The sequence below is a fragment of the Pseudomonas sp. B22129 genome (assembly GCF_044218875.1).
In the GTDB taxonomy this organism is placed as follows: domain Bacteria; phylum Pseudomonadota; class Gammaproteobacteria; order Pseudomonadales; family Pseudomonadaceae; genus Aquipseudomonas.
In genome coordinates this window covers 1442904-1459318 of record NZ_CP162592.1, presented here as the reverse complement: position 1 = coordinate 1459318, position 16415 = coordinate 1442904, and the positions used below count along the sequence as shown (strand labels likewise).

The 16415-nt window shown below is 62.9% G+C and carries 9 protein-coding genes; 2 read left to right on the top strand and 7 right to left on the bottom strand.

Annotated features, from left to right (window positions below):
• Nucleotides 1–31: 31 nt before the first annotated feature.
• Both AB4P94_RS06575 and pbpC read left to right on the top strand, forming a co-directional pair.
• Complete coding sequence (locus tag AB4P94_RS06575; RefSeq protein WP_395609894.1) at nt 32–5839, top strand: alpha-2-macroglobulin; 5808 nt, start codon at nt 32–34, stop codon at nt 5837–5839.
• Nucleotides 5820–8117: a penicillin-binding protein 1C gene (pbpC, locus tag AB4P94_RS06570; protein ID WP_395609893.1), complete on the top strand. Its 2298-nt coding sequence runs from the start codon at nt 5820–5822 to the stop codon at nt 8115–8117. Before AB4P94_RS06575 ends, pbpC begins: the two co-directional genes overlap by 20 nt.
• Here pbpC and AB4P94_RS06565 read toward each other — a convergent pair whose 3' ends face one another.
• From AB4P94_RS06565 to glmS, 7 genes are all read right to left on the bottom strand, one after another.
• Entirely contained in the window at nt 8118–9284 is a 1167-nt protein-coding gene (locus tag AB4P94_RS06565; protein ID WP_395609892.1) for a hypothetical protein, read from the bottom strand.
• The gene (locus tag AB4P94_RS06560) at nt 9281–9862 is read right to left on the bottom strand and encodes a LemA family protein (protein WP_395609891.1); all 582 of its coding nucleotides are present in this window, start codon (nt 9860–9862) and stop codon (nt 9281–9283) included. The genes AB4P94_RS06565 and AB4P94_RS06560 overlap by 4 nt, the downstream gene beginning before the upstream one ends.
• Nucleotides 9863–9962: 100 nt before the next feature.
• Complete coding sequence (locus AB4P94_RS06555; RefSeq protein ID WP_395609890.1) at nt 9963–11471, bottom strand: class I adenylate-forming enzyme family protein; 1509 nt, start codon at nt 11469–11471, stop codon at nt 9963–9965.
• A 169-nt stretch (nt 11472–11640) separates the two neighbouring features.
• Nucleotides 11641–12750 carry an alkene reductase gene (locus AB4P94_RS06550; protein ID WP_395609889.1) on the bottom strand — a complete coding sequence of 370 codons (1110 nt, stop codon included), beginning with the start codon at nt 12748–12750 and terminating at the stop codon, nt 11641–11643.
• Between the two features lie 30 nt (nt 12751–12780).
• Nucleotides 12781–13530 carry an SDR family NAD(P)-dependent oxidoreductase gene (locus AB4P94_RS06545; protein WP_395609888.1) on the bottom strand — a complete coding sequence of 250 codons (750 nt, stop codon included), beginning with the start codon at nt 13528–13530 and terminating at the stop codon, nt 12781–12783.
• Between the two features lie 136 nt (nt 13531–13666).
• Nucleotides 13667–14566, bottom strand: a complete 900-nt coding sequence (locus AB4P94_RS06540; RefSeq protein WP_395609887.1) for a LysR family transcriptional regulator — start codon at nt 14564–14566, stop codon at nt 13667–13669.
• A gap of 6 nt (nt 14567–14572) precedes the next feature.
• The gene (gene glmS, locus AB4P94_RS06535) at nt 14573–16405 is read right to left on the bottom strand and encodes a glutamine--fructose-6-phosphate transaminase (isomerizing) (protein ID WP_395609886.1); all 1833 of its coding nucleotides are present in this window, start codon (nt 16403–16405) and stop codon (nt 14573–14575) included.
• Nucleotides 16406–16415 lie beyond the last annotated feature (10 nt).

The window sequence follows — 16415 nt, the reverse complement described above, 5'->3', positions numbered from 1 at the left end:
GATACGCCGCACTTAGCCAGGGATGCTCACCATGTTCGATTCGTTGAAAGCGATCAGCCGCCGTGTTGCCGGTGCGTTATTGACTGTGGTGAGGGCCGTCTTCGGCCAATGGCAGCCGCCGTCCTGGCTGCGTGCCATCGGCCATGGCCTGGCGAACCTGGGGCGCAAAGCTCGCGCTTATCCACGCCAGGCGGGCGCCGGTGTATTGGGCCTGGTGCTGCTGGCCGCTGCCGGATTCTACGGCTGGCAGTGGTATTCCCACCTGCCGCAACCCCACACCGTGGGCTATTCGCTGCACAAACCGAACCTGACCGACTACACCCAACAACCCCCGGTTGTGGATAACCTGCAGGTGCGCTTCGCCGAATCCGTGGCCCCGCTGGCCGCGATTGGCAAGCCGGTGACCGAAGGCATTACGCTCAAACCGAGCGTAGCCGGAACCTGGCGCTGGTCTGATGACCGCACCTTGCAGTTCGTGCCGGAAAAAGACTGGCCCATCGACGCCCATTACACCCTCGACCTCGCCAAGAAAAACCTGCTGGCCGACGGCGTGTTGCTCGGCCAGTACACCAGCCAGTTTTCCACACAGCCGTTCCGCGCCACCCTGGCGCAAAACGAGCTGTATCAGGACCCATCCAACCCGACGCTGAAACAGCTGGTGGCGACCTTCCACTTTTCCCACCCGGTGGATGAAGAAAACCTGCGCAAACGCGTCACCGTAACCCTCGGCAAAGGCCTGGCTTACCGCGACGCGCAACTGCCAAACCGCCCCGAAATCACCTTCGACGAGAAAAAACTCAACGCCTACGTGCGCTCCGCTGCCCTGGCCACGCCGCTGGAAAGCACGCCGGTCAGCGCCAAACTCGACGAAGGCATCAAGGCCCGCGACGGCGGCAACGCCAGCACCGCGCCGCTGGTGTCGGAAGTCACCGTGCCCGGCCGTTATCGCCTGACCTTCACCGCCGCCGAAGTGAGTTTTGCCGACAACGAACGTGGCGAGCCGGAGCCGGTGCTGTTGTTCAGCAGCTCCAGCGCTGTAGCCGATGAGACCATCGCCGGTAAGGTCCAGGCCTGGCTGCTGCCGGAAAAAGCCCAGGACGACACGCGCCCCTACACCAGCAACGACATCGACGACGCCCTGCTCGCCCGCAGCACCAAGGTCACACTGACCCACGTGCCCAGCGTCGAACCGCTGAACACCCAGCACGCCTTCAAATTCAAGGCCCCGGCAGGCCGTGCGCTGTACGTGCGCGTGCCGGCTAACCTGGAAGCCATTGGCGGCTACCTGGCGAAGAATCCTACGGCGTCGTTGATCAGCATGCCGGCCTACCCGCGCACCTTGCAGTTCCTGTCTGACGGCGCCTTGCTCAGCCTTAACGGCGAAAAACGCCTGGGTTTCATGGCCCGTGGCGTGCCGGGTGCCCATGTGGAAATTGCCCGTTTGCTGCCCAACCAGTTGCAACATCTGGTGGACCAAAGCAGCGGCAGCTTTGCCCGGCCCAACTTCGGCAATGAATATTTCGACCGCATGGTTGAGCGCCAGTCTCTGGATATTCCGCTGTCGTCGAATGACCCGGCGAAAACCGTCTACGACAACGTTGACCTGAGCCACTACCTCACCGCCAACGGCGGACGACGCGGCATTTTCGTGCTCAAGCTCAGCCCCCAGGATGACCCGGCCGAGCGTACTTTCGAGTACGACCGCAGCAGCACCAGCGACCTGCGTTTCATTGTGGTGACGGACCTGGGCATCATCGCCAAGCGCTCCAGCGATGGCAGCCATGATGTGTATGTGCAGTCCATCGGCAACGGTTCACCGGTATCCGACGCCCAGGTCGACATCATTGGCCGTAATGGCTTGCCGGTCAGCAGCGGCCGCACCGACGCCGAGGGCCACGCGCATTTCGCCAAGCTGGACGAACTGCGCCGTGAGAAAACGCCGCTGATGTACGTAGTCACGCGCGGCAATGACCAGTCGTTCCTGCCCATTGCCCGCCGCTCCCAGCAGCTGGATTTTTCGCGCTTTGATGTAGGCGGTTTGGAAGAAGACGGCGCGATTGATCGCCTCAGCGCGTATCTGTTCACCGACCGCGGGCTATACCGCCCTGGCGAGACCGCGCACTTGGGCATGATCGTGCGCAGCGGCAACTGGAAAGGCGCCCTGCAAGGCCTGCCGGTGGAGCTGCAAATCACCGACCCGCGTGGTCTGGAAGTGATTCGTCAGCCGCTGAAGCTGTCCGCCAGCGGTTTTGAAACCTTTGATTTCCCCAGCAGCGAAGTCGCCCCCGCCGGGGATTACACCGCGACCTTGCAGTTGATCGGCGAGAAACAAACCCGCACCGATCTGGGCAGCGTCAGCTTCAAGGTCCGCGACTTTGAGCCGGACCGCATGAAAGTCAGCCTGAGCCTGCACGACACCCCTGTGCAGGGCTGGATTCCACCGGATCAGGTGGTGGCGAAAGTCACCGCCATGCACTTGTTCGGCGCCCCGGCGTCGGGCCGGCGCGTCACCGCGAAAATGTCCCTGAGCCCGACGCTCGCGGCATTCGAGCGTTACCCGGACTACCGTTTCCGCCTCGCCGATACCCTGGAAGAAGCCAGCACCGAAGACCTGGCCGAAACCACGGTGGACGACAACGGCCAGGCCGTGCTCGACCTCAACCTGCAGCGCTTCGCCAACAGCACCTACCGCCTGCAAGTGATGACCCAGGTGTTCGAAGCCGAAGGCGGGCGCAACGTGGCGGCGCAAAGTGCCTTGCTGGTGTCGTCCGCACCTTACCTCGTCGGGGTGAAAAGCCAGGATTCGCTGTCATACGTCGCCAAAGATGCGCCGCGCCAGGTGCAATGGCTGGCCGTCGCGCCGGACCTTTCGCCATTGGCAGTCGACGGCCTGACCACGGAGGTGGTTGAACATCGTTATGTGTCGGTGCTGGTGAAACAGTCCAACGGCACCTACAAATACGAGTCGCGCATCAAGAACATCAGTCAGCCCGCCTCACCGTTGGCGATGACCAAAGAAGGCGCCAAGCAGGCCCTGAACACCGGCACGCCGGGGGATTTCACCCTGCAACTGAAAGACGCCAACGGCAACCTGCTCAACCAGATCGACTACAGCGTGGCCGGCCGTGGCAACACCTCGCGCTCGCTGGAGCGCAACGCCGAGCTGCAACTGCGCCTGGATAAACGCAGCTACGCCACGGGCGACGACATTGCGATCAGCATCCGCGCGCCGTACACCGGCGCGGGCTTGATCACCATCGAGCGTGACAAGGTCTACACCCAGCAGTGGTTCAAGGCCGACAGCACCAACAGCGTGCAACACATTCGCGTACCGGCCGGGCTTGAGGGCAATGCCTACGTCAACGTGCAGTTTGTGCGCGATATGGGCTCGGCCGAGGTGTACATGAGCCCGCTGTCTTACGGTGTGGTGCCGTTCAGTATCAACCTGGACGCGCGGCGCATGGCGTTGAAGGTTGAAGGCCCGGCGAAGATCGAGCCGGGGCAGACACTGGACATCAAGGTCACCGCCGACCGCCCGGGCCGCGCGGTGGTGTACGCAGTGGACGAAGGCATCCTGCAAGTGGCGCGCTACCAGGCGCCGGACCCGTTGGGCTTCTTCTTCCAGAAGCGTGCGCTGGAGGTCGGCACCAGTCAGATTCTTGACCTGATCCTGCCGGAATTCAGCCGCCTGCTCAGTGGGGCAGCACCCGGTGGTGATACGGAAGGCGCCCTGGCCAACCACCTGAACCCGTTCAAGCGTAAGCACCAGCCGCCCGTGGCGTGGTGGTCGGGCCTGGTCGACCTGCCCGCCGGTGAAACCGTGCTGCATTACCAGGTGCCGGACAGCTTCAACGGCAAGCTGCACCTGTTTGCGGTGGCGGTGGATGCCGACAGCGTCGGCGTGAGCGAAGCCAACACCGAGGTGCGCGGGCCGATTGTGATCACGCCAAACGTGCCGGCCTTTGTGGCGCCGGGGGATGTGTTCAGCGTCAGCGCCGGGGTGTTCAGCAACCTCGATGCCGCGGCCGACGTGAAATTTGAACTGCAGACCAGCGCCGGGCTGGTCGTGCAGGGCGACAAGGGCAGCACCCTGTCGCTGCAACCGCGCAAGGAAGGCACCGCCGAGTTCAAGATCAAGGTGGGTGACACCCTCGGCTCGGCGGACCTGCGCTTTGTCGCGGTGCTGGCGGACGGCAAGCGCATCCAGGTGGCGGAAACCACCTCGATCCGCCCGCTGAGCGAGCACCGCGTGGCCCTGAGCCTGGGCCGTTTCGACAGCGCCAGCAAAGAGCTCAAACCCACTCGCGAGCTGTTCAGCCAACTGCGCGACGTGCAATTGGGCGTCGCCGCCTCGCCGCTGGTGTGGGCCAACGGTCTCAAGCATTACCTGGATGACTACGGCTACGCCTGCACCGAGCAATTGGTGTCCAAGGCCATGCCGGCGTTGATCTGGGGCGGCAATGCACCCGAAGCCGAGCAGGCGTTCAGCAGTGCAGTACGCATGCTGCGCCAGCGTCAGAACGGGGCCGGCGGCTTTGGCTTGTGGGCGGCCAACCCGGATGTGGCGCCGTACGCAAGCCTGTACGCCACCGACTTCCTGATCGAAGCCAAGGAGCGCGGGCTGCCGGTGCCGGAAGACCTTTTGGTGCGCTCGAATGCTTATCTGACGGACCTGGCCAACGGCCCGAGCGAAGGCCTGTCGGAATTGCGCAACCGCGCGTACGCCAGCTACCTGCTCAGCCGTCAGGGGATTCTGGTGAGCGGCGCCTTGAGCGATATCCGCGAGCGCTACGAGAGCTACTTCAAAGACACATGGCAGAACGATCTGGGCGCCGCGTACCTGGCGGCCAGCTACAAGCTGCTCAAGCAGGATCGCCAAGCGGATGCACTGTTCCGCAAAATCCCGTGGCGCTCGCTTGTGGATAAGTGGGACAGCGACGGTCTGTATTACGACCCGCTGGTGCACGATGCCGAGCACTTGCACCTGCTCGCGCGTCACTTCCCCGAGCTGCTGGACGATGTGCCGACGGCACTGCTGGATAAACTCGGCAAGCGCCTTAACGAGCAGCGTTACAACTCGCTGTCGGCGGCCCTGTTGCTGCGCGCCCTCGACAACTATGGCCAGCGCGCACAAAGCGACATGACCCTCAAGGCCACCGCCTGGCTGGGCGACAAACAACAGCAATTGCTGGAAATGGCCGGTCAGCCACCGCGCGCCGCCGTACCGGGCGCCACGCAGAAGCTGGTAATGGAGAAAACCGACGGCCCGGCCGCCTTCTACATGCTCAGCGAAGCCGGTTTCGACAAGGGCGCCAAGCTTAAGCCGATCACCAATGGCCTGGAGATCATCCACGAGTACCTTGACCTCAAGGGCGACCCAGTGAGCAAAGTCGCGGTGGGCGATGAGTTTCTGGTGCGTCTGCGCCTGCGCGCCACCGACCGTGACCAGGTGCAGCAAGTGGCCGTGGTCGACTTGCTGCCGGGCGGCGTCGAGCCTGTGTATAACTTGCCGCCCGAGCCGGAAGCCGCCAGCACCGAGGAAAGTGAAGGCGAGGATTCCGAGTACGTGGAAACCGCAGACGGCGAAGAGGCCGACGCCTGGCAGGCACCGATCGGCGAAACCGAGCTGAGCAATTGGCAGCCGGACTATGTGGACGTACGCGATGACCGGGTGGTGTTGTACGGCACCGCACTGCGTGACGTAGGCACTTTCGTTTACCGCGTGCGCGCCACCAACGCAGGTACCTTCAACACGCCACCGGCCTACGCCGAAGGCATGTACGAAACCACCCTGCAAGGGCGCGGCAAAGTAGGCCAGCTTGAAATTACCAAGCCGTAAACGCCTGACGCCGCTGCTGGCTGCGGCGGTGCTGTTGGCGGGGCTGCGGCTTTGGCCGCATGCCCCGCTGGAGCAAGCGGTGACCTCGTCGCGGGTGGTACTGGCTGACGACGGTTCGCTGTTGCGCATGACGCTGGCGGACGACGGCCAATACCGGCTTTGGCTACCGCTGGAGCGTATGTCACCGTCATTGGTCGAGGCCTTGATGCTCAAGGAAGACCGCAATTTCTACTGGCACCCGGGGATCAATCCCCCGGCGTTGCTGCGCGCGGCCATGGCCACTTACAGTGGCGGCCAGCGCCAGGGTGGCTCGACCTTGAGCATGCAACTGGCGCGGCGCCTGTGGGATCTGAACACCCGCCAAGTGCCGGGCAAGTTGCAGCAGATGGCCTTGGCGCTGTGGCTGGAAGCGCGTTACAGCAAGCACGACATCCTTGAGGCCTACCTGAACCTGGCGCCCATGGGCGGCAATATCGAAGGCGCCGAGGCCGCCAGCCGCATCTACTTTGGCAAGTCGGCGGCGCAACTGTCATTGTCCGAAGCGCTGGCGCTGGCGGTGATTCCGCAGCAGCCGGGGCGGCGCGCGCGTTTCGGGCCATCGCTGCAACACGCGCGGCTGCGCTTGATGGCGGACTGGCGCGAAACTTATCCACAAGACCCGCGTAACGACAGCTTGTTGGACTTGCCCCTCGAAGCCCGCAACCGCCAGCAAATCCCGTTTCTGGCACCGCACCTGAGCGAACAACTGCTGGCGTCGCTGGACGGCAATGAAATCAACAGCACGCTGAATCTGCCGTTGCAGCAATTGCTCGAGCGCCTGATCAGCGGCTTTATCGCCGAACGGCGCAGTACCGGCGTGGAAAATGCCACGGCCATTCTGATCGACAGCCGCGACCAGAGCGTGAAAGCACTGGTGGGCTCGGCGGACTACTTATCCACAAGCATCCACGGCCAGGTCAACGGCGTGCTGTCGCGGCGCTCGCCGGGCTCGACGCTCAAGCCGTTCCTGTATGGGCTGGCGCTGGACCAGGGCGTGATTCACCCGATGAGCATCCTCAAGGATTTGCCGAGTAACTTCGGCTACTTCCAGCCGGAAAATTTCGACGGCAGTTTTGTCGGGCCACTGACGGCGCGGGACGCGTTGATCCGTAGTCGCAATATCCCGGCGGTGTGGCTGGCCAGCCAGGTGAAATCGCCTTCTTTGTATGGCCTGCTGCAGCGCGCCGGCATCAAGGGCCTGCGCGATGAAAGCCATTACGGCCTGGCCCTGGCCCTCGGTGGCGGCGAAATGACGCCGGAGGAACTGGCGCGGCTGTACGTGATGCTGGCCGGTGATGGGCATTTGCGGCCGTTGCGCTATGTGCAGGAACAGCCGCAGGCCACTGGCGCGCAACTGCTCACACCGCAAGCCGCTTTTATGGTGCGCGACATGCTGCGGCGCAATCCACGCCCGGACGGTTTACCCGGCCGACACTGGCGCACGGCATGGAAAACCGGCACCTCGTGGGGTTTTCACGATGCGTGGAGCGCAGGCTTGGTCGGCCCGTATGTGCTGGTGGTGTGGGTGGGTAACTTCGATGGCCGGCCAAACCCGGCGTTCATCGGCGCCAAGACCGCCGCGCCGCTGTTTTTCCGTATCGCCGACGCCCTGCCCCTGGCCCTGCCCAACGTGGTGATCAAGCCCGACAAACCGCCCGCCGGGCTGGTGCGCATCGACGTTTGCGCCGCCTCCGGTGAGTTGCCCAACCGCTGGTGCCCGCAAACCCGCAAGACCTGGTACATCCCCGGCGTGTCGCCGATTCGCGTGTCCAACCTGCACCGCCCGGTGCTGATCGACACCCGCACGGGCAAGGCAGCGTGCCCGCCGTTCGAGGCGCAATACACCCGTGAAGAGGTCTTCGAGTTCTGGCCCAGTGATGTGCAACGGCTGTATCGCGCCGCGGGCCTGCCGCGACGCACGCCGCCCACTGTGATGAAAAACTGCCAGCCCAATCGCATCAGCGACACAAGCGAAGCGCCGCAAATCCGTTCGCCATTGACGCAAGTGAGTTATCAGTTGCGTCTGTCCCAACCCCAGGAAAGCATCCCGCTGAATGCCAACGCGGCCAGCGATACCGCAACGCTGTACTGGTTTGCCGACCAGACCCTGATCGGCCAGGGCCCGCCACAAACCACGCTGAACTGGCGGCCGGGCAAGTCGGGAGAATACCGGCTGCGGGTCAGCGATGATCAGGGGCGCAGCGCCAGCCGTGGGTTGAAAGTGGAGTTTGTGCCCTGATCAGGCGTCTTCGTCGCTGAAACTGCCTTTGCCCACCCGTTTGGCAAAATGTTGATAGGCCACGCCCATCTTGCGTTGCTCAAACAGCGAGAACACCAGGGTGCCGAGCAGGATCAACATCCACACCAGAAACAGCTTCATGACATCCACATGGGCGACGAACAACAGCAGCGTCACCACGCCGCCGATGACCATGCCCAACCCGGTCCACGCTCCCAACACCCGCGCCACGGCGATGCGCATGCCCTTGGGCAGTACGAGCCGGGTCGCCATGATCACCACGATCAGCGTCAGGAAAAACCCGAACGCGGCCATGAAGGGAATCGGGAAGCCGCCTTCGCGGTACAGCCAGGCGAGCAATTGATACAGCGGGCCCTGCCCCGCCATCTGTTGATACGTCTCGGGGCCGGGCAAATGCAGTTGGGCGAAGTGCGCGGGGGTCATGGCCATGATGCCAACCCCCAGCAGGCCCACCACCGCGCCATAGAAGCCACCGGCGCGCCACAACGGCGCCAGCACTCGACGGTTTTCCACGTCCTCGGTCAACGCCACGCCGAACACGGCCTTCGGGTGCTTGCTTTGGGCGATCACTGTTTGGCCAGCCTGCTCGCAGGCATCGCCGATCAGCATCACGTCCAGGTCTTGGACGAGCAGGATTTCGCCCTGGCGTCGGGAACTGCCCATCAGCTCGTATTCGTCAGGTGATTTGTTGCCAAACAGGTCGATGCCCTCGGCAATCACACCGACCTCACCGCTCGCATCGCGCAGCCGGAAGTCGTTGCAGCGCGCCTCGCCCGACACCCGGCTCCAGCTCCAGTCGCCGTCCTTGTCTTTCGTGCCTTGCTCGACAATCCACACGTAACCCACGCACGGCTTACCCAGCACCGGCGACAGCATCGTCTTGTCGGCAATGACCTTGCCGCGCACTTCCACCAGCCCCATGGCCAGCGAGCGAATCTGGCTGGTAGCAAGGCGCTGCTCGGTTTTGTAGAAGTTGGGACCGAAGCTGACCAGCAGGCCGATCAGAATAAACATCGGGAAAAACAGCGCGATCAGGATGTTCGGCGCGTACACCGTCAAGGCGATGAAACCGGCGAGAAACACCAGCCCCAGCAGGGTTTTCCACTTGGGCTTTTTCACCACAACGCCCGCCTGGGTGGTTTTCATGCGCCCGGCACCTCAAGCTTCACGCCGTCGTAGCGGGTTTCGTCGGCGCTGATCGCCAACAACGGGATGCGCTGATAGCTGAGCATCCGCGCGAAAAACAGGTCGGGAAACACCGCAATGGCGATGTTGTAGAGGTTTACCGACTCATTGAAGAACTCACGCCGGTCAGCAATGCGCTCCTCCACTGCCGAGATGGCGTGCTGCAACTCGACCATGTTTGGCCCCGAAATCAGAGTGGGGTAATTCTCCGCCACTGCAATCACCGACTTGAGCGCCGCATTGAGCTGGTTGGACGCCTCAACCTTATCGTTGAGGCTGCTGGCGTTGAGGTACTGCGTGCGCGCGTCACTCAGGCGAGTGAACAGCGCGTTTTCATGGTTCATCGCGGTTTGCACCACGCGCATCAGGTCGGGGATTTGATCAGCGCGTTGTTTGAGCAGCACATCGATGTTGGCGAAGGCTTTATCCACATCGTTACGCCGCATGACCAGCCCGTTGTAGACGCCAACCATCCAGCCCACCAGGCCAACGACGATGATGACCACGACGATACCGGCAATAAGCAGTTCTATGTTCATGGTGAAGGCGTCCCTGGCTGAAGTTATCCACAGGGAGGCATTCTAGGGGTAAAGCCGGGCTCCGCGCCCGGCAGTGGCCCACAGTTTCGACAAGAGGTCGTTAATTCAGCGATACGATTCGCACCACCTCATTGCGGTCTACTTTGCCCAGCGCGTTGCGCGGGATGACATCGCTCAGCACGATCTGCTGCGGCAGCTTGAACGGCGCCAGGCGTTCGCCCAGCCAGGCGAGAATCTCATCCGCCGTAGCCGTTGCATCAGGCGCCCGCTTGACCAGCACCACCACGCGCTGCCCCGCTGCGCAATCCGGCGCGCCTGCTACGGCGGCATCGGCGACGGCCGGGTGCAGGATCAATTGGTTTTCCACTTCCACCGGGGAGATTTTGTCGGTGAAGCTGACGATCTGGTCTTTGCAGCGGCCGACGAAGCGGTATTCGCCATTGGGCTCCTGCACCATCAGGTCGCCGGAAGAAAACCAGCCTTCGCGGCTGTGGCTGATGATGTCGCCGGGGCCGGTCCAGTAGCCGAGGCTGAGGTTCGGGCCGCACATCTGCAGTTCACCCACTTCGCCTTGCCTGACGATTACGCCATCGGCGTCCACCAGGCGTGCGCGCCCGGGCACGGCGGTGAGGGTGTCCCAGGTCGAACCGAACGCCATGCTGCCCAGGCATTCTGTCAGGCCGTAAGTGTTGTTCAGCCGGAACGCGAAGGTGCTTTGGAAGGTTTCAGCCACTGGCGGCCGGCAGGCGTCGCCGCCGATCCCACAGACTTGCAGCGAGCTGAGGTCGCGCGGGCGTTTACGTTGAGCGTCCACCAAGGGCTGGCAGATGAAGGGCGCGACAAACAGCATGCTGCCGCCCTCCTGCTCGATGGCGTCGAGCAGCTTGTCGGCGTCGAACCGGCTGAACATGACTTCACGGCAGCCTTTGATAATCGTCGCGAGCAGCACGAAAGAGCCGGAGACATGGGCCACCGGCGTACTGCCAAGGGTGCAGGAGCCCGAGTCGAGCTTCCACGCCTCCAGGGCACCGGCCACGTGGGAAATCGCGCGCTGGTTGTAGGCCACCAATTTGGGCATGCCGGTGGTGCCGGACGTCGCCAGCAACAGGCAGGTTGAATCGATGTCGACGGGTACTTTCGCGGTCTGACGGCCGCCGTCGCCCAGCAGAGCGTCCCAGCCTGTGCGGGTGAAGGTGCGTGTACGCGCGAGAACATCGGCGTCCATCTGTGAAATCACCGTCTGCAAATCCGCCTCGTGGATAAACAGCTTCGGCCGCAACCAGCTGAGGAATTCATCCAGTTCACGGGCAGTGAATTCAGTCTTGAGCGGCACCATGATCGCCCCGCTCATCATCGCAGCGAACAGAAACACTGCGTACAACGGCGACGTGCGCACCAGCATGACAATGCGATCACCCGGCTCGACGCCCGCGTGTTTGAAGCCATTGCTCAGCCGCACCACTTCATTGGCCAAGCGGTGATAGGACCAGACGTCACCGTCGGCAATCAGCGCGATGGCATTGGGCCGTTCGGCGGCGTGCTGAAACAGCGCGTGCAGCGGTGTTTGCGAGGGGGATGGGGCTTGAACGGGCTCGAAACAGGTCAGCATGATCGTCTTCCAGGGGGCTAGAACTACCCGCGCAGTTGCGCGCTGTCCCAAGGGAACACCTGGAAGGGCCGATTTATTTCGTGAAGCTTCGTTTACGCAAAATTGTGGCGAGGGAGCTTGCTCCCTCACCACAGGTATTGCGCGAGCCTGGCCGGGCTAATTACATCAATCAGGCAACGGCTTCATCGAGGAAGCTGTAATCGATATAGCCTTCGCCACGGCCGCCGTAGAACGTGTTGCGGTCGTAATCATTGAGGGGCGCGCCCGTGCGCAGGCGCTCCGGCAGGTCTGGGTTGGAGATGAAAAGCCGGCCGAACGCGACCATGTCTGCATCACCCGCCGTGATGATTTCTTCAGCGGTTTCCCGGGTGAACCCGCCGGCGGCCAGGATCGGCCCCTTGAAGATGCCACGCAGGCTTTTGGACGCCACGGCCGGGACGTTCAGCTCGATGTCCTCGTAACCGCGGATGCGCGGCTCGATGACGTGCAAGTAAGCCAGGCCAAAGCGGTTCAGCTCTTTGGCCAGATAGCCGAAGGTCGCGGCCGGGTTGCTGTCCGACATGGTGCCGAACTGGCCACTGGGTGAAATGCGCACCGCCACACGATTGCCGCCCCACACCGAGACCAACGCCTCGACGGCTTCGAGCATGAACCGCGCGCGGTTCTCGACCGGGCCGCCGTAAGCGTCGTCGCGATGGTTGGAGCCGTCTTGCAGGAACTGGTCAGGCAGGTAGCCGTTGGCGCCATGCAGTTCTACACCGTCAAAACCGGCAGCCTTGGCGCGCTCTGCCCCGCGCCGGAATTCTTCGATGATGCCCGGAATTTCTTCGATTTTCAGGGCACGCGGCACCACTTGGTCAACCTCTGCGATGCTGTCGCCGTCGCGGACGACCGATTTTTCTTCGCCGCGAATGGCCGAAGGTGCGACCGGTAATGCACCGTCCAGGTTGCCCGGGTGCGCCTGGCGGCCGCCGTGCCAGACTTGCAGATAAATGCTGCCGCCCTTGGCGTGCACGGCGTCGGTCACACGCTTCCAGCCGGCCACCTGCGCGTCGGTGTAGATGCCGGGCGCGAGTGCATAGGCGATGCCCATCGGCGACACGCTGGTGGCTTCGGCGATCAGCAATCCGCCTTTGGTGGCGCGCTGGGTGTAGTACTCGACCATTAAATCGCCGGGCACGTCGCCGGCTTCGGTGCGCAGGCGGGTGAGCGGTGCGAGCACGACGCGGTGCGCCAGGTTGAGGGTGCCGACTTGGGTAGAACTGAATAGTTTGGTCATGATGGGTTCCGTGTGTGTGAGGTGCGGTGTCTAGACTTGAGCAATGCCGCCGTCGACGAACAGGTCGACGCCAGCCACAAAACTGCTGTCCTCTGAGGCGAGGAACAGCGCCACCGAGGCCACTTCTTCCGGCTGGCCGAGGCGGCCGAGCGGGGTGACTTGTGCGAATTGAATACGCAGCGCGTCAGCCTCTTCGGGGGTTGAGACCTGGCTGTCCATGATCGGCGTGTCGATGGCCCCCGGGCTGATGGTATTGACCCGAATGCCACGGTCCTTCAGTTCCATCGTCCAAGTGCGCGCGAAGGAACGCACCGCCGCCTTGCTGGCACTGTAGGTGCCATAGGTTGGGTAGCCTTTAACGCCGGCAATCGAGCCGGTGAGGATGACGCTCGCGCCATCGCGCAACAGCGGCAACGCTTTTTGCACGGTGAGGGCGAGGCCGCGCACGTTCACATCGAAGGTTTTGTCGAAATGCTCGATGGAAAATTCATCCAGAGGACGAAGCTCCACCACGCCAGCGTTGGCGAAAAGTACGTCGAGCTTGCCCTTGGCTTGCTCGACCGTGGCGTAGAGCCGGTCGAGGTCGCGCGGGTCTGAGGCGTCGCCCTGGACCGCAGTGATATCACCGCCGATCAATGCAACGGCTTTGTCCAATTCGGTTTGACGGCGACCGAAGATGAAAACGCTGGCGCCTTCATCAACGAAACGTTTGGCCGTCGCCAGCCCGATACCGCTGTTGCCGCCCGTAATGACGGCGACTTTGCCTTTTAGCCTGGCCATGCAGTGCTCCACCCGTTGAGTGCCCGTGAGTGACGGGCCAAGGACTCAAAGGTACTGAGGGAGGCGCATGCCTTGTAGAGAGTGGCCAAGCATTAAGGTTATTCCACACGGGAATAGCCTGGGCTGGAGAGAGGGATTAAACCTGGCGGGATGTTTGCACCATTCGCGACTCAACGAACGCCACAAAAGCCCGCGCCTTGGCGCTGGCCTGGCGACCGGTGGGGAACACGGCCCACAAGTCGATAGGTGGCAGCGTCCAGTCTTGCAACACGGATTTCACGGCTCCGGCCTGGAGCTCGGGTGCAAACATCCATTCCGAAGAGATGGTCAGGCCCAGGCCCGCCAGGACAGCCTCGCGAATGCCCTCGGCAGCGCTGATGCGCAGGCGTCCACGGACGGTCACGTTGGTTTTCACCGAATCTTGCTGGAATGCCCACACCGCGCCACCACCCCGTTGGTCGTAGACCACGGTTTGATGGGAAGTGAGGTCAGCGGGTGTTTGCGGTTCGCCGGCCGATTCGAAATAAGCCGGTGTACCCAGCACAAGGCGGCGGCCCTGAGCGATTTTTCTGGCGGTCAGGCTGGAGTCGACCAGGTCGCCCATCCGAAGCGCCACGTCGATGCCCGCTTCGATGAGGTCGACGTTGCGATCATCCAGTACCACTTCAACGTCCAGCGACGGGTGCTCCGCAAGGAACTGCCCGAGGTGAGGAACGATGTGCAGCCTTGCAAAGGTCACAGCGGCGCAGATCCGCAGGCGCCCGGATAATGTAGCCCCAGCCCCGCGAGCCGCCATGTCCGCCTCGTCAGCTTCATCAATCGAACGCTTGGCGTGTTCGTAGAAGCTCTGCCCCGCTTCGGTGGGCGTCAGGCCATGGGTGGAGCGCAGAAGCAGCCGCACACCCAGCCGTTCCTCGAGCTGGGCGATGGATTTTGAAATCGCTGGCTGGCCCACGTGAAGCTGTCGCGCCGCGCCGGAAAACGAACCGGTTTCGATGACGCGCACCAAGGCTTCCATGGCAGCCAGCCGATTCATCGCGGTTTACTCCACCGTTACCGACTTCGCCAGGTTGCGCGGCTGGTCGACGTCAGTACCCTTGAGCACGGCGACGTAGTACGACAGCAACTGCAGCGGGATGGTGTAGAGGATCGGCGACAGGGTGTCGTGGATGTGCGGCATGTTGATGACGTGGGTGCCTTCACCATTGGTCATGTCGGCCTTTTCGTCAGCGAACACGATCAGTTGGCCACCACGGGCGCGCACTTCCTGCAGGTTGGACTTGAGCTTCTCCAGCAGTTCGTTGTTCGGTGCAACGGTCACTACGGGCATGTCGTCATCCACCAACGCCAATGGGCCGTGCTTCAGCTCGCCGGCCGGGTAGGCTTCGGCGTGGATATACGAGATTTCCTTGAGTTTGAGCGAGCCTTCCATCGCCACCGGGTATTGCGCGCCACGGCCGAGGAACAGGGTGTGGTTTTTGTCGGCGAACAGTTCGGCGACTTTTTCCACGGTGCTGTCCATGGCCAACGCTTCGCCCAGGCGGGTTGGCAGGCGGCGCAGTTCTTCCACCAGCGTGGCTTCCACGCCTTCGGCGAGAGTGCCGCGCACTTGGCCCAGGGACAGGGTCAGCAGGAGCAGGCTGACCAGCTGGGTAGTGAAGGCTTTGGTGGAAGCAACGCCGATTTCACGACCCGCCTGGGTGAGCAGAGTCAGGTCGGACTCACGCACCAGCGAGCTGATGCTGACGTTGCAGATGGCCAGGCTGCCGAGGAAGCCCAGCTCCTTGGCGTTACGCAGGGCAGCCAGGGTGTCGGCAGTTTCGCCGGACTGGGAGATGGTCACAAACAGGGTGTCGGGCTGCACCACCACCTTGCGGTAGCGGAATTCGCTGGCGACTTCGACCTGGCACGGAATACCGGCCAGTTCTTCCAGCCAGTAACGGGCAACCATACCGGCGTGGTAGCTGGTGCCGCAGGCGACGATCTGCACGTTGCGCACTTTGGCGAACAACTCGGCAGCTTGCGGGCCGAAGGCGTTGACCAGCACTTGGTTCTGGCTCAGGCGGCCTTCCAGGGTGCGTTGCACGACGGTGGGTTGCTCGTGGATTTCCTTGAGCATGAAGTGGCGGAATTCGCCTTTGTCGGCGGCTTCGGCACCGTCGCGGTATTGCACGGCTTCGCGCTCCACGGAGTTGCCGTTGACGTCCCAGATTTGCACGCTTTCACGGCGGATGTCGGCGATATCGCCTTCTTCCAGGTACATGAAGCGGTCAGTGACCTGACGCAGGGCCAACTGGTCAGAGGCGAGGAAGTTTTCGCCCAGGCCCAGGCCAATCACCAGCGGGCTGCCACTGCGGGCGGCCACGACGCGGTCGGGCTGGCTGGCGCTGACCACGGCCAGGCCGTAGGCGCCGTGCAGCTCCTTGACGGTGGCCTTCAGAGCGACGGTCAGGTCGCCCAGGTCCTTGAGCTTGTGGTTCAGCAGGTGAGCGATGACTTCGGTGTCGGTGTCCGAGGTGAACACGTAACCCAGGCCTTTGAGCTGTTCGCGCAGCACTTCGTGGTTTTCGATGATGCCGTTATGCACCACGGCCAGGTCACCGGAGAAATGCGGGTGGGCGTTACGCTCGCACGGCGCACCGTGGGTCGCCCAACGGGTGTGGGCGATGCCGAGGCGGCCAACCAGTGGCTCACCGAGCAGGGCTTGCTCCAGCTCGGCAACTTTGCCCGGGCGGCGCATGCGCTCAAGCTTGCCGGCGTTGGAGAAAACCGCCACACCTGCGCTGTCATAGCCACGGTATTCCAGGCGCTTGAGGCCTTCGAGCAAAATGGCGGTGACGTTACGTTCAGCGACTGCGCCAACAATTCCACACATGGTGTTTCTC

Bases quoted from the DNA above. Each gene is read 5' to 3' on its own strand.
- AB4P94_RS06575 (WP_395609894.1), top strand. From the start codon at position 32: ATGTTCGATTCGTTGAAAGCGATCAGCCGCCGTGTTGCCGGTGCGTTA.
- AB4P94_RS06565 (WP_395609892.1), bottom strand. From the start codon at position 9,284: ATGAAAACCACCCAGGCGGGCGTTGTGGTGAAAAAGCCCAAGTGGAAA.
- AB4P94_RS06560 (WP_395609891.1), bottom strand. From the start codon at position 9,862: ATGAACATAGAACTGCTTATTGCCGGTATCGTCGTGGTCATCATCGTC.
- AB4P94_RS06555 (WP_395609890.1), bottom strand. From the start codon at position 11,471: ATGCTGACCTGTTTCGAGCCCGTTCAAGCCCCATCCCCCTCGCAAACA.
- AB4P94_RS06550 (WP_395609889.1), bottom strand. From the start codon at position 12,750: ATGACCAAACTATTCAGTTCTACCCAAGTCGGCACCCTCAACCTGGCG.
- AB4P94_RS06545 (WP_395609888.1), bottom strand. From the start codon at position 13,530: ATGGCCAGGCTAAAAGGCAAAGTCGCCGTCATTACGGGCGGCAACAGC.
- AB4P94_RS06540 (WP_395609887.1), bottom strand. From the start codon at position 14,566: ATGAATCGGCTGGCTGCCATGGAAGCCTTGGTGCGCGTCATCGAAACC.
- glmS (WP_395609886.1), bottom strand. From the start codon at position 16,405: ATGTGTGGAATTGTTGGCGCAGTCGCTGAACGTAACGTCACCGCCATT.